Annotated in this window: 12 protein-coding genes; 6 read left to right on the top strand and 6 right to left on the bottom strand. The window is 46.9% G+C overall.

Annotation, left to right across the window (positions count from 1 at the left end):
* The 5 genes from AC06MN_RS01460 to AC06MN_RS01480 all read left to right on the top strand — a co-directional run.
* On the top strand, nt 1–757 hold a 757-nt coding region (locus AC06MN_RS01460; protein WP_475670579.1), incomplete at its 5' end, for a nuclease/transposase family protein.
* A gap of 146 nt (nt 758–903) precedes the next feature.
* Nucleotides 904–2598: a hypothetical protein gene (locus AC06MN_RS01465; protein WP_475670580.1), complete on the top strand. Its 1695-nt coding sequence runs from the start codon at nt 904–906 to the stop codon at nt 2596–2598.
* Between the two features lie 156 nt (nt 2599–2754).
* On the top strand, nt 2755–4437 hold the full coding sequence (locus tag AC06MN_RS01470; protein WP_475670581.1) for a tetratricopeptide repeat protein: 1683 nt from the start codon (nt 2755–2757) through the stop codon (nt 4435–4437).
* Nucleotides 4438–4449: 12 nt separating this feature from the next.
* Nucleotides 4450–5040 carry an RNA polymerase sigma factor gene (locus AC06MN_RS01475; protein WP_475670582.1) on the top strand — a complete coding sequence of 197 codons (591 nt, stop codon included), beginning with the start codon at nt 4450–4452 and terminating at the stop codon, nt 5038–5040.
* Nucleotides 5037–5789, top strand: a complete 753-nt coding sequence (locus tag AC06MN_RS01480) for a carboxypeptidase-like regulatory domain-containing protein (RefSeq protein WP_475670583.1) — start codon at nt 5037–5039, stop codon at nt 5787–5789. The genes AC06MN_RS01475 and AC06MN_RS01480 overlap by 4 nt, the downstream gene beginning before the upstream one ends.
* Before the next feature lie 46 nt (nt 5790–5835).
* Here AC06MN_RS01480 and uvrA read toward each other — a convergent pair whose 3' ends face one another.
* The 6 genes from uvrA to AC06MN_RS01510 form a co-directional block, all read right to left on the bottom strand.
* On the bottom strand, nt 5836–8733 hold the full coding sequence (gene uvrA / locus AC06MN_RS01485) for an excinuclease ABC subunit UvrA (protein WP_475670584.1): 2898 nt from the start codon (nt 8731–8733) through the stop codon (nt 5836–5838).
* Between the two features lie 86 nt (nt 8734–8819).
* On the bottom strand, nt 8820–9179 hold the full coding sequence (locus AC06MN_RS01490; protein ID WP_475670585.1) for a four helix bundle protein: 360 nt from the start codon (nt 9177–9179) through the stop codon (nt 8820–8822).
* Nucleotides 9180–9514: 335 nt separating this feature from the next.
* Nucleotides 9515–10498, bottom strand: coding sequence for a lytic transglycosylase domain-containing protein (locus AC06MN_RS01495; protein WP_475670586.1), 984 nt, complete (start codon nt 10496–10498; stop codon nt 9515–9517).
* 125 nt (nt 10499–10623) lie between these two features.
* Nucleotides 10624–11166, bottom strand: a complete 543-nt coding sequence (rfbC, locus tag AC06MN_RS01500) for a dTDP-4-dehydrorhamnose 3,5-epimerase (RefSeq protein ID WP_475670587.1) — start codon at nt 11164–11166, stop codon at nt 10624–10626.
* Nucleotides 11167–11291: 125 nt separating this feature from the next.
* Nucleotides 11292–12683, bottom strand: coding sequence for a dihydrolipoyl dehydrogenase (gene lpdA / locus AC06MN_RS01505; RefSeq protein ID WP_475670588.1), 1392 nt, complete (start codon nt 12681–12683; stop codon nt 11292–11294).
* Nucleotides 12684–12916: 233 nt separating this feature from the next.
* Complete coding sequence (locus AC06MN_RS01510) at nt 12917–13084, bottom strand: hypothetical protein (protein WP_475670589.1); 168 nt, start codon at nt 13082–13084, stop codon at nt 12917–12919.
* A 277-nt stretch (nt 13085–13361) separates the two neighbouring features.
* Here AC06MN_RS01510 and AC06MN_RS01515 point away from each other — a divergent pair, with 277 nt between their 5' ends.
* On the top strand, nt 13362–13985 hold the full coding sequence (locus AC06MN_RS01515; RefSeq protein ID WP_475670590.1) for a DUF6266 family protein: 624 nt from the start codon (nt 13362–13364) through the stop codon (nt 13983–13985).
* Nucleotides 13986–13993: the final 8 nt, after the last annotated feature.

A 13993-nucleotide genomic window follows, 5' to 3' on the forward strand; every position in this document is an offset into this window, starting at 1 on the left:
TGGAGTCGCCAATGCCATCACCGAGCACATCCACAAGGGAAACAAGTACGACCAAGTGAAGAAAGTGTACTCCATCAGCATCCTGTATTTCGACCTTGGCAAGGGCGAGGACTATATCTACCGTGGCCAGACTGTTTTCCATGGCCTGACCAAGCACGACACGCTCCAGATTACGGAGCGGGAAAGGGACGGTCTGAACATGAAGGCCCCCGAAGACGTGTTCCCCGAATACTACCTTATCCGCGTCAAGTCGTTTGACAAGATTGCCGAGAACCACTTGGATGAATGGATACGTTATCTGAAGGATGGCGACATCGACGAAAGCACAACTGCCCCCGGTCTGCGCGAAGCGAAGCGAAAACTGGAATATCTCTCAATGACGGAAAAGGAAAGGAAAGCCTACGATCGCCACATCGACAACATCATGATTCAGAACGATATGTTTGACACGGCACGCATCGAAGGCCATGCTGAAGGTAGAGCTGAGGGTAGAGCTGAGGGTAGAGCTGAAGGTAGGGCAGAAGGTAGGGCAGAAGGCAGGGCAGAAGGCAGAGCAGAAGGTAGAGCAGAAGGTAGAGCTGAAGGTAAGGCAGAAGGTCTTGAAGAAGGTTTGGCCAAAGGCGAAGCGAAAGGCAGGACGGAACAACACAAAGAAGACATGCTTGAAATGGCCAAAAAGATGAAGTCAAACGGCATGTCATCGGAAATGATTATGGAGTTCACAGGACTCTCTGCTGAGGAATTGGAACAAGCATAGACAACCATCGTAAATCTTTTGTGGCAAAATTTACTCTATCTTCGGTTTTCCCATGCCATCAATGTGAAAAACCGATAATTTTGCCGTGTTTTTCAATATTGTCTGTAATGACTTGTTTTTCAAAATATAGTCTGAAAAGATGTTTTTTGTTATTGGTTTTGTCCTGCTTTGTGCCGTTGCTTTCGGCGCAAGTCGTGCAGGTTGGCCGTATCACCGAGCAGAACTCCGATGGCAAGCCCATTCTGGGTGCTTCAGCGGTCTGCCTTTCGGACTCCGATGTGCAGCCCGCCACCACCGACAACAACGGAATTTTCCTGCTCCGCTTCAAGAAACACTGTCCAGGCGACATCATCTACAACCTGCGCATCGCTAAGCCAGGCTACGAAATCGTCAACAGCCAGTTGGTGAAATCAGGCATCATTCTGACTGAGAAAGACACCTTGAAAATCATCATGGCACGCCCCGAACAGCTGGCCGAAGCCCGCGCCCACTACTACGACATCATCGACCACTATCACGTCGGCCGTCACGAAGCCACCATCGCCCAGCTGAAAAAGGAACTGGAAGCTGCCAAGATAACCGCCACCGAATATGAGCAGCGTGCCGCCGAAGCCGAAAGGCAACTCAAAATCGCCTTGGAACAGGCCGAGCACTATGCCGACCTCTTCTCGCGCATCAATAAAGACGACTTAGATGCCGTCAGCCGTTCCGCTTTCCAAGCCCTCAGCGAAGGCGACATCGGACGCGCCATCAAGATTTATGAAGATGCCGATGCCTTCGGCAAAATGAAAGAGAAAATTGCCCAGCGCGATGATGCCGTCCAAGCCATCAAGGATTTAGAGCCTCAAGCCATCAACGAAGCCGACCTTCGCATGGTGATCGGTGGCGACGAAAACATACGACGCGCCAGCGAAATCTTCCGCACCATCGCCTATTGCGACAGCACAAATATCGTAAATTGTGTCGAATACCTGCAGTTCCTCATCAACATGGGACAATTCAACGAAGCTTACGAATTTGCCGACGAAGCCTTCCAGCGTAAACATGCCGATCCAGGGCCACTTAGCGCCGTCTATCAGGAATTAGGCAAAGCCGCCCAGGCGCAAAACAACTTCGACAGAGCAAAAAAGTACGAAAAAGAGTCTTTAAGATATGCACTGAAAGTGGAAGACGAATTCATCCGAACCTATCACAGCAACTATCCGTTGCACATGTTGGGCCTCATCTATTACAAGACAGGTGACATCGATTCATCGCTCTATTACATTGAACAGTCCATGCAGTGCCGGAAATACATGCTGAATGCCGACACCGTCTATCGCGGCGAGTATGCCAACGAATGTAACAGTCTGGCCGTTCTCTATAATCGGAAGCTCAAATATCAGGAAGCCCTGGCATACGCAAAAGAAGCCGTTACGGAAGGAAAAAAGGTCTGCCAATACGACCCCGGCCATCTTTCCTGCTTGTCGGCCTACGTTTCCTCCGTAGCCACAATCTATCGGTCGATGGGGCAAAACGACAGCACCGACTATTATTTCCGTCAATGCTTGGATATTTGGGAAAACCGGATACCTTACATCATAAATTTCTACAAAGAAGACTATGCAATCGATTTAATCCACTACGCAAATTTCAATGTGGAGATGAACCGCCTTGAAGATGCGCAAGAACTGCTTGAAAAAGCCTTGACTGTCAGCCGCGAAGGATACGAATTCAGCCAAGAAGAATTTACTCCTATCCTTATTGAAGTGCTCGACGAATTGGCAAAATTGAGCAAGGTCACAGGTGACGAAGCCGAGGAAAGACGCTATCGTGAAGAAGCCGACAGCTATCGCAAATAGAAGCGTTATTTTTGTGGCAAAATTTACCCTATGACGTTTTTCCAAAGTCAGCAATGTGAAAAAAGCGATAAATTTGCACGTTTTTTATTACTAACGTAATTTGCAATGACTTGTATTTTCAAACGCCATCTGAAGAGATGCTTTATTATAACGTTTTTGTTTTTTTATGCCTCCATGCTTTCGGCACAAGTCGTGCAGGTTGGCCGCATTACCGAACTGAACTCCGACGGCAAGCCTATTGTGGGTGCTTCGGCAGTGTGCCTCTCGGCTACCGACGTGCAGCCCACCACTACCGACAACGACGGCATCTTCCTGCTCAGCTTCAAGAAACACATTCCGGGCGACATTATCTACAATCTGCGCATCACGAAACCTGGCTTCGAAATCGTCAACGCCCAAGTGCTGAAATCGGGCATCATCCTCACGGAGAAAGACACGTTAGAAATCGTCATGGTGCGCCCCGAACAATTGGCCGAAGCACGCGCTCACTACTACGACATCATCGACCAGTATCACGTTGGCCGACACGACGCCACCATAGCCCGACTTCAGAAGGAATTGGAGGCAGCCAAGATAACCGCCGCCGAGTATGAGCAGCGTGCCACCGAAGCCGAACAGCAGCTCGCAAAAGCTTTGGAGCAAGCCGACCACTATGCCGACCTCTTCTCACGCATCAACCGCGACGACTTGGATGCCGTCAGCCGTTCCGCCTTCCAAGCCCTCAGCGAAGGCGACATCGGACGCGCCATCAAGATTTATGAAGATGCCGACGCCTTCGGAAAGATGAAGGAGAAAATCGCCCAGCGCGACGATGCCGTACAAGCCCTCGTAATCCTTGAAAAGCAAGTACTCAACGAAGCCGACCTGCGCTTGGCCATTGGCGGCGACGAAAACATACAACGCGCCAGCGACATCTACCGCGCCGTCGCCTACAGCGACAGCACCAACGTCACTAAATGTCTCAAATACATACAGTTCCTCATCATCATGGGACGTTTCGACGAGGCTTACGCTTTTGCCGACGAAGCCTTCCAACGCGATCAAACCGACCCAGGCCCCATCAGCGCTGTCTATCAGGAACTTGGCAAGATTGCACAAACCCAAAACGACTTCAACAAGGCGAAACAATATCTGAGAACTTCGCTGCAATATGCCGAACAGGTGGAAGACAATTATTACAGAGCCTTTCGCCTCAACTATCCTCTGCACATGTTGGGTCTCACCTATTTTAGAATGGGAGAAATAGACTCCTCACTCTATTGCATCGAGCAGGCCATGCAATGCCGTAAAATCATGTTGGAGCACGACACCATCTATCGCGGCGAATACGCCAACGAATGTAACAGTCTGGCCATGCTCTACAAGCAGAAGAAACAATACCAGGAAGCCTTAACCTACGCGAAAGAAGCCGTTGAAATTGCCGACACCATCTGTCGTTTCGACCCAAGCTATCATCCCCTTCAGGCAGCTTTTGTGAACACGATGGCTCAAATATACTGGCCATTAGGACAAGCCGACAGCGCCGACTATTATTTCCGCCAAAGCCTCGACATTTGGGAGAACCGAACACCTTACATCACAAATTTCTTCAAGAAAAACTATATCGACTGCATCATTTCAAATGCAAAATTCGAGGTCGGGATGAACCGTCTGGAAGATGCCCGAAAACTATATGAAAAAGCATTGGCCGCTGGCCGCGAAGGCTACGAATTCAGCCCCGAGACCTTCAGGTTTCAAATTGTCATGATACTCAACAATCTGGCTCAACTGAGCAAGACCACAGGCAACGAGGCCGATGAAAAACGCTATCGGGAGGAAGCCGAAAGCTACCGCAAGTAACACATCAAGCCGATGCACGACGATGAGCTGAGATATTGGAAAGCACTGTCCGACAAGCAATTGTTGGATTTCGTCTTTTCCAATGACGCTAAAGCCATCGAATACTTGTTTTACTACCGTTACAAGAAAGTGCTGGCTGCTGTCAAGCGCAATTTCAATACTGATTTTCAGCATGATGAAGAGTTGCTGCACGAGCTTTATCTGAAATTCAATGAAAACGACTGGCATGGCCTTCGTTTATTCCGCTTTGAATCTTCTTTAGACACATTCCTGTTTACATCTGCCATCAATTTCATTGCAGACAAGAAAACAGATCTCGGTGTAATTGACAGAGAACCAAAGTCTGTCGAGGAAGAAGACACTAAAAACTCTTTGGCTGCGTTCTTAGAAGAAATTGACAAGCAATTAACTGAGTATGAACTCTATCAAGCCATCAACAGCATTAGAAATCCTCGCTATCGATATGTGCTGATGGCATTATTAAGCGGCATGACTTCGCAAGCCATTGCTGCGGAAATGCACTGCAAGCAGCAGAAAGTATACAACCTCACCAAGCGGGCGAAAAAAGAACTTGGAAAGAAACTTAACGGCAAAAAAAGATGAAGAATAGGAAAGACATATCACCTGAAATGCTGGCACGCTACCTGAACGGGACGGCGGGCAATGAAGCATCGCGTCTTGTCGAACAGCTTCTTGCCAAGGACGAGCTGTCGCTGCGGGCCGCCATCCTCATCTCGCGCGAGAAAGCCTTCCGCCAGATGCGCCGCCGCCATTACTTCATATTGGCTGCCGTGGTGGCCGTGCTGATGGCCGTCGCCTTTGCATTCCACTATTTTGCACCTGCCAATACGAAAGTCAATATTCAGGAAGACAGTGTTTTCCGTATTGAAAACTTGCCTTTCGACAAGGGAGAAATCATTTGTCAATACGGCAATCATCAGCCGCACAGCTACACCCTTACTGGCGACAGCCCGAGTATCGTTTTGGACGAAGTGAGCCGCTCCGACAAAAACATCCACATTGTTTTCAAAGCTGATGGCTATCAAAGTATCGATACGGCCGTCAAAGTGCAACGCAACATCAATCTGAACATAAAGCGCAACAACGATTTGGGACTGATTTTCGGCACCATTATTGATGCCGAAACCGCTTTGCCGGTAGCCAATGCTCAAATCACCATACAAAACATTCAAACCACATCAGATTCGCTGGGGCGGTTCTCAATAGAAATCCCTTTTGAAAAACAATCTGAAATACAGCAGATTCTGGTATCAAAAGCTGGCTATCAAAATTGGACTGGGACATTCCGTCCTTCGCAAATTCAGCCTTGGAACATTGCTTTGGAAAAATGATTTTCAATCTTCAGTCAAACACGATTTTGGCGCAATTATCGTGTCTCTACAACTCTTCCCTCAAATACTTCGCCGTATAACTTTTTTCGCAAAGCGCCACTTCTTCAGGCGTGCCTTCGCAAAGGATGGTGCCGCCTCTTTCGCCGCCTTCCGGACCCATGTCGATGATGTAATCCGCCATCTTGATGACATCCATGTTGTGCTCAATAATGAGGACAGTGTTGCCTTTGTCGACAAGTTTGTTCAGTACATTCATCAGCACCTTGATGTCCTCGAAATGTAAGCCTGTTGTTGGTTCGTCCAAAACGTACAACGTTTTGCCCGTGTCGCGTTTCGCAAGTTCGGTGGCCAGTTTCACACGTTGTGCTTCGCCTCCCGAGATGGTCGTAGAGGCTTGGCCCAAAGTGAGATAACCTAAACCGACATCTTTCAAAGTCCTGATTTTTTGCACGATGGAAGGAATGTTCTCAAAGAAATCGACGGCCTCGTTGATGGTCATGTCCAGCACATCGTTGATGGATTTGCCTTTGTAGCGCACTTCCAGAGTTTCGCGGTTGTAGCGTTTGCCTTGACATTCCTCGCAGACTACCGAAACATCAGGCAGGAAATTCATTTCAATCAGTTTCACGCCTGCGCCTTTGCAAGCTTCGCAGCGTCCGCCTTTTACATTAAATGAGAAACGACCTGATTTATAGTTTCTTATCTTCGATTCTGGCAATTCGCCAAACAGTTTGCGGATGTCATCGAAGACCTTGGTGTAGGTGGCAGGGTTGGAGCGTGGCGTGCGTCCAATCGGGGCTTGGTCAATTTCGATGATTTTGTCAATCTTGTCCAAGCCTTCAATGGAAGCGTAGGGCAGAGGTTCCTTCACGGAACGGTAGAATTTCTTGCAAAGGATAGGGGAGAGCGTCTCGTTAATCAGGGTTGATTTGCCCGAACCCGAAACGCCGGTCACGCAAATCATCATGCCGAGTGGCAACTTCAAATCAACGTTCTTCAGATTGTGCCCTGTTGCACCTTTTAATATTAAGAAATTGTCTTTTAAGGCTTTGCGACGTTCTTTCGGTATCTCAATGCTGCGTTTTCCGTTGAGGTAGTCGCAAGTGATGGAATGACCTTGCTCCATTTCTTTTGGCGTTCCGGCGAAGACCACTTCGCCGCCATGCCGTCCTGCGCCAGGACCGATGTCAACGAGATAATCAGCCGCCAGCATGGTGTCTTTGTCGTGCTCGACGACGATGACCGAGTTGCCGATGTCGCGCAATTCCTTGAGAGATTCAATGAGTTTGTGGTTGTCGCGTTGGTGCAGTCCGATGCTTGGCTCGTCCAGAATGTAAAGCACGCCTGTCAGTTGCGAGCCGATTTGCGTTGCCAGTCGGATGCGTTGCGCCTCGCCGCCCGAAAGTGAGCCTGCCGGACGGTTCATGTTGAGGTAATCGATGCCGATGTCAAGCAGAAAATGAACGCGTTTGTCGATTTCGCGCAAAATCTCTTTGGCGATTCCGTTCTGTCTTTCAGTGAGTTGACTTGGCAAATCTTCAATCCACTTGCCCAAACTCAGCGTGTCCATTTCGGCCACTTCGGCGATATTCTTGCCCGCAATGCGGAAATATTGTGACTCTTTTTTCAGACGCGAACCATTGCAAACAGGGCAGGTCTTGTGGTTCATAAACGAACTTGCCCAGCGTGAAATGGAAGCCGGCGCGTCCTCGGTATTCTGTTCTTCAATGAAATTGATGATACCTTCAAAATTGATTTTCACCTTTGAAGTGACTCCCAAATATTCGTGCTTGACTTCAAACGACTCGTTGGTGCCGTAAAGAATGACGTCGATGGCCTCGTCGGAAATGTCTTTCATTGGCGTGTCGAGGGTGAAACCGTATTTCATGCCGATGGCTTCCAGTTGCTTGAAAATCCAGCCTCCGCTCTTATATTCGCCGGCCGGTGCCAAACCGCCTTTCTTGATGCTGAGATTAGGGTCTGGAATCAGTTTCTCCTTATCGACTTCGGTGATTTCGCCAAGGCCGTTGCATTTTGGGCAGGCACCGTAAGGCGAGTTAAACGAAAAGGTGTTCGGCTCTGGGTCTTCGTAGGAGATGCCTGTCGTCGGGCACATTAAGAGTCGGCTGAAATATCTGAGCGAGGAGTGAGGAGTGAGGAGTGAGGAGTTGGCTGTAGCATTCTTATACTCCTCATTCCTAACTCCTAACTCATCATTAGGCAAAACCATCAGCAGACCTTTGCCGTAGCGGAAAGCCGTCTGCACGGATTTCTTGATGCGTGTTTCAGAATCTGCGTTGACTTCAATTCGGTCGACGACGATTTCAATATTGTGCGTTTTGTAGCGGTCGACCATCATGCCGAATTCAATTTCGCGCATTTCGCCATCAATGCGCACTCTCGTAAATCCCGCTTGGCGGATGTGTTCGAAAAGTTCGCGGTAATGGCCTTTTCTGCCTCTGACCGATGGAGCCAAGATATTGATGCGTTTGCCTCGAAAGTCGTTGAGAATCAAATCGGTGATTTGCTCTTCGGTGTAGCGGACCATCTTTTCGCCCGTGTTATAGGAATAGGCTTCGCCAATGCGTGCATAAAGCAAACGCAGGAAATCGTAAATCTCCGTGATGGTGCCGACGGTGGAACGCGGGTTCTTGTTGACCGATTTCTGTTCGATTGAAATCACAGGACTTAGTCCCGTAATCTTGTCAACATCAGGGCGTTCCATGTTGCCGATAAACTGTCGGGCGTAGGCTGAAAAACTCTCCATATAGCGCCGCTGACCTTCCGCATAAATGGTGTCGAAAGCCAACGATGATTTTCCGCTGCCGCTAAGGCCGGTAATCACGACAAACGCATTGCGCGGAATGCATAAATCGATGTTTTTCAGATTGTTTTCGCGCACGCCTAAAATCTCAAGGTTCTTATCTTCCGAAAAGTCGTTCATAAATGGTTAGGAGTTAGGAAGGTGGAGTTAGGAGTATTTTTGGATTCTGAATGATATTAAGATTGTGCTAATTTAATAATGTATTATTATTCAAATGATTCTCTGACGGTTTTTGTAATGGAACTAAGCATTTTGTTCAATTCGGAACATTTCTCGTTTAGTTCATTGAAGTTTGTGTCATCAATATATTCAGTTGCATGCATAATGTCGAGCCAAAATAAAGTCTCGCAACTTTCTTTGAATGCAATATACATTTTGGAGAGAAAGTCTTTTTTTGAGATACCTGATTCTGCCTCGGCGATGTTCGCACCAATGCTAGTTCCACTACGAAGAATCTGCTTGGACAAAACATATTCCTTTTTATTCTCGCAAATCCACTTATACAGCATAATAATATCAATTGCAAACTGTCTGCTCTTGAACTTCACGGTATTCTTTTCTTCCATAAGATTATTTTTTAAATTTAAATTATTGATAATTAATTACTTAAATTTCTATTCTGATTCTTTATATCCTCCTAACTCCTCACTCCTAACTCCTAACTCCTAACTCCTAATTCCTCACTCCTCACTCCTCACTCCTCACTCCTCACTCCTCACTCCTAACTCCTCACTCCTAACTCCTCACTCCTCACTCCTAACTCCTCACTCCTAACTCCTAACTCCTAACTCCTAACTCCTAACTCCTAACTCCTAACTCCTAACTCCTAACTCCTAACTCCTAACTCCTCACTCCTAACTCCTCACTCCTAATTCCTCCTCATCCTCCTAACTCCTCACTCCTAATTCCTAACTCCAGACTTGTGCGTTTTAGCAAATTTTCCTGTCGGTATTTTGATTTGGTAACTATTGCCAGCAGAAATAGTCAAAGTGTTGCTTCTGAGCCACGGATTGTAATATTTCAGCATCTTGTAATTTGTTCCTTGACTAATGGCGAAATCAACGAGGTCAGGAATACTTTCGGTTACTGTAACGGTTTTATATTCAAGTGGTTGATACCATCCGTTATCACTGATTTGGAATCCGTATTTTTCTGGATTCTCCGTGATGACCTTCAAGGCAAGGATACGGAATACATAGCGTTCGGTTTCCTGTGGAAGCATCATGTCGAAATATGAGTCGACTTTTTGCTCGCTAATAGTGCGTGTGATTCTGCCGTTGCCACAGTTGAATGCTGCCGCAGCTAAAATCCAACTGCCATATTTACGATAGGATTCTTTCAGGTATTTGCAAGCGGCAACGGTTTCTTTTTCAACATTGTAGCGCATATCCACCTCTTTGTCGATTTCAAGACCATAATCTTTTCCCGTACTTTCAAGGAACTGCCAGAAACCGACTGCTTTTGATGGCGAAACCGCATTGGTGAGTGAGCTTTCAATCATCGAAAGATATTTGAAATCTTCAGGCAGACCGTATTTCTCCATCAAAGGCTCCATCACTGGAAACCAACGTGTTGTGCGCTTCAACAGGAGCAAGGTGCTGGAGTGTAAATACGAATTGACGAGGATTTCCCTTTCCAGACTTTCTCTGACATAAAACAAATCCAAAGGCACTTCTTCGCCGCAAAACTCAAGGCTTTCGGGTAGTTCGATGTCGTGGGTCGGATGGTCGATTTTGTCGAAAGTCAGAAATTCGCGGTCTGTGCCTACGTATCGTTCCATCTCGTCGTCGGCATAATCTTGGGCTGTGCAATAAGTAATGGCTGCAATTCCACAGACCAGCAGAACCGCCAGACAACTTATCAGGATAATGCTTCTTTTCTTCATGTCAGAATCGCTCTTAATAATTGTTCGTCAAGCAAAGAATAACAGAAATCTTTCAAATAATTCCAAAAACACATTCAACCTCTGGACAGACAAAAGCTAACAGCTAATGGCTAAAGGCTAATGGCTTAAATTCCATCGCAAAACTCCCTAAACATCGGCGAAACCTTGTCCTTTTCCGACAGGATCGGGTTCTCAATTTTCCAGTTGATGTTCAAGTCGGGGTCGTTCCAGCGTATGCTGCCTTCCGAGGCCTTGTTGTAGACATTGGTGCATTTGTAGGTGAAAACAGAATTGTCTTCCAGACACACAAAACCATGTGCAAAACCTTCAGGAATCCAATACATGAACTTGTTTTCTTCGCTTAGCACTACTGACTCCCATTGCCCGAAGGTGGGCGAGCCTTTGCGAATGTCGACGGCCACGTCCATCACGGCACCTTTCACCACTCGGACTAATTTGCCCTGTGCGTATGGCTCTTTTTGAAAGTGCAATCCGCGCAAAACACCTTTCATCGATTTGGATTCGTTATCCTGAACGAAATTCATATTCAGGCCTAATGCAGCAAAACGTTCTTTATTATAAGACTCGAAGAAATAGCCTCTTTGGTCCAAAAACACATCTGGCTTAATGATGACAAGGTCTTTAATTTTTGTTTCTATGATTTCCATGATATAAAGTTAGGAATTAGGAGTTAGGGGTGAGGAGTATAGATGCGAATCGAGTCTGAAATCAGAAGGTTGTTAAGGATAGTCCTCAAAATCCTCCTAACTCCTCACTCCTAACTGCAAACTAATTAAAGGTGTACACATTCATTATAAGCGGCAGCGGCAGCTTCCATCATGCCTTCCGACATGGTCGGGTGTGGGAACACGGCACGGATGATGTCTTCGCCCTTGGCCCCCAGTTCGCGGCACAGAACGGCAGCGGCAACCATTTCGGTCACGTTGTCGCCAACCATGTGGCAGCCCAACCAATCGCCGGTCTTGGCATCGAATACAACCTTGATGAAACCATCGCGGTTGCCGGCAGCAGTAGCTTTGCCCGATGCGGTGAATGGGAACTTGCCAATCTTCACTTCGTAACCTGCTGCAAGGGCTTTGGCTTCGCTCAAACCGACGGATGCGATTTCAGGAGTGGTGTAGGTGCAGCCTGGAATGTTGCTGTAATTCAATGGCTTCGGGTCTAAGCCGCAAATCTTTTCCACGCAAATGATGGCTTCGTGGTCGGCTTTGTGAGCCAGTGCCGGACCATGGACAATGTCGCCAATGGCATAAACGCCAGCCACATTGGTGCGGTAGTATTCGTCGACATTGATTTTGCCGCGTTCCGAGGTGATGCCCAGTTCTTCTAAACCAAGGTTGTCGATGTTGGTCTGAACGCCGACGGCTGAAAGCACGATGTCAGCTTCAACGGTCTTTTCGCCTTTTTTCGTGTTGATGGTGCAAACGCACTTCTCGCCAGTCGTGTCAACGTTGGTGACAGAAGCTTCCGTCATCACGGTCATTTTCAGCTTCTTGAAAGCGCGTTCCACTTGTTTGGAGACTTCCTCGTCTTCATTCGGCACCACGTTTGGCAGAAATTCCACCAAGGTGACTTTCACACCCATCGAGGTAAAGAAGAAAGCGAATTCCGAACCGATGGCACCCGATCCGACAACCACCATGCTTTCAGGCAGTTTGTCCAAGACCAAGGCTTGACGGTATCCGATGATTTTCTTGCCATCGATAGGCAAAGCTGGCAATTCGCGGACTCTTGAACCTGTGGCAAGGATGATGTGGTCGGCTTCGTAAAGCGTTGCATTGCCTTCGGCATCAGTCACTTCAACTTGCTTGTTGGCAGTCAGCTTGCCATAACCGGCAATCACTTCAACGTTGTTCTTCTTGAAAAGATACTGAACGCCTTTGCTCATGGTGTCGGCGACGCCGCGGCTGCGTGCGACTACGGCTTCCATGTCGGGCTTTACTTCGCCTTCCAGTTTAATGCCGTAGTTTTCAGCGTGTTGCATGTAGTTGTAAACCTGTGCGCTTTTCAGCAAGGCTTTGGTAGGGATGCAGCCCCAGTTGAGGCAAATGCCGCCAACTTCGGCCTTTTCGACCACTGCAACGTGTTTTCCCAATTGTGATGCTCTGATGGCAGCCACGTATCCGCCAGGACCGCTGCCTATAACGATAACGTCGTATTTCATTGTGTGTTTGTTATTTATGATTTAATAATTAGTGATTTGACTATTTGACATTTTGACCATTAGACATTTGGACTTTTTGAACAATTTTGAACTTTTGAAAAACTGAAAACAGATAACTGATAACTGAAAACCAATAACCAACTTGACTTTTGAACCAATTCTTACTGTTTTTTCTGCAATTATATCTTTTATGGTCAAACGCTTTATTATTTAATGATTTAAAATTCAAAGATTTAAGAGTTAAGATTGTCGTGTGTGGAATTGTTTTTCGTGACAGAGCTTTCTTCTTTCTTCTCGGCATCGTGTTTCTCGCAGGCGCGTCTGATGAGTTTTGCCGCCAATGCCCAAATGACGAAAAACAGGATGACGGCTCCAATCCATACAAATGCTAATTTCCACATGACTTGCTTATATTAATAAGGTATATTTTGAGAGGGCAAAGATAGTAAAAAAGGAAACGCAAATAACTGTAGATGGAACGATAATTATTTCAACGCTTCCTAGTCGTGAACGAAAATTAATAAATTTATAAATTACCCATTATTTATCCATAGTTTATCCATTACTTTATGGTTATCTATATGTTAATAATGGTTAAATTATGTAGAAATACAGGTTTTGGTATAGTCCGGTCTGCTTTTATTGATTATCTTTGCAGCACGATAAAAAGAAAGAATTATGGCAAGATTTAATCCGAAAACAGGCAATTTCAGTGGCATGGTCGGGAATGCCGTGCTGGTGGATCATCCCCGGTTTGGCAGCATTTTGAGGACAAAGCCAAACAGGAAATACACTTTGAACGAAAAGCAAAGCCTCCAAGTGAGCAAAATGGCTGTTGTCCATCGCTTTTTGGAACCTTTGAAAGCGTTCCTCAATGAGACGAATTACGAGCCTTCGAGTCGCGCTTACCCTTACCAACAGGCAGTGGGCCGCGTTTTGAAGGCTGTCGATGAGGCAACGCTTACAGTTCAGGTGGAGAAGGTGGCTGTCGTGTCAGGCTCGTTGGCTCAGCCGCTTGATGCGTGTGTTGCCGTGAGTGACGGCAAGGCGGAAATCCGCTGGACCGACAATAGCAGTGCCACCAGTTCAAATGCCACCGATAGACTCCTGATCTTGTTCTATGAGGAACAGAAAATGCTGGTGCATTGGGATTTGACAGAGTCGTGTCGTTCTGATGAAAGCTGCATCGCTGCTGTTTCCGAAATGAGAAAAGGGAATTATCTGGTGTATGTCGCTTTTGTCGAAAAAGGCGAGCGTCGCGCAAGCGGCAGCGCCCTTGCTGGCATGGTGGAAATAAGCTGAGGGCATGT

The organism is Candidatus Limimorpha sp. (genome assembly GCF_056203535.1).

Bases quoted from the DNA above. Each gene is read 5' to 3' on its own strand.
- AC06MN_RS01510 (WP_475670589.1), bottom strand. From the start codon at position 13,084: ATGTGGAAATTAGCATTTGTATGGATTGGAGCCGTCATCCTGTTTTTC.
- AC06MN_RS01490 (WP_475670585.1), bottom strand. From the start codon at position 9,179: ATGGAAGAAAAGAATACCGTGAAGTTCAAGAGCAGACAGTTTGCAATT.
- uvrA (WP_475670584.1), bottom strand. From the start codon at position 8,733: ATGAACGACTTTTCGGAAGATAAGAACCTTGAGATTTTAGGCGTGCGC.
- AC06MN_RS01480 (WP_475670583.1), top strand. From the start codon at position 5,037: ATGAAGAATAGGAAAGACATATCACCTGAAATGCTGGCACGCTACCTG.
- AC06MN_RS01515 (WP_475670590.1), top strand. From the start codon at position 13,362: ATGGCAAGATTTAATCCGAAAACAGGCAATTTCAGTGGCATGGTCGGG.
- lpdA (WP_475670588.1), bottom strand. From the start codon at position 12,683: ATGAAATACGACGTTATCGTTATAGGCAGCGGTCCTGGCGGATACGTG.
- AC06MN_RS01495 (WP_475670586.1), bottom strand. From the start codon at position 10,498: ATGAAGAAAAGAAGCATTATCCTGATAAGTTGTCTGGCGGTTCTGCTG.
- AC06MN_RS01475 (WP_475670582.1), top strand. From the start codon at position 4,450: ATGCACGACGATGAGCTGAGATATTGGAAAGCACTGTCCGACAAGCAA.
- rfbC (WP_475670587.1), bottom strand. From the start codon at position 11,166: ATGGAAATCATAGAAACAAAAATTAAAGACCTTGTCATCATTAAGCCA.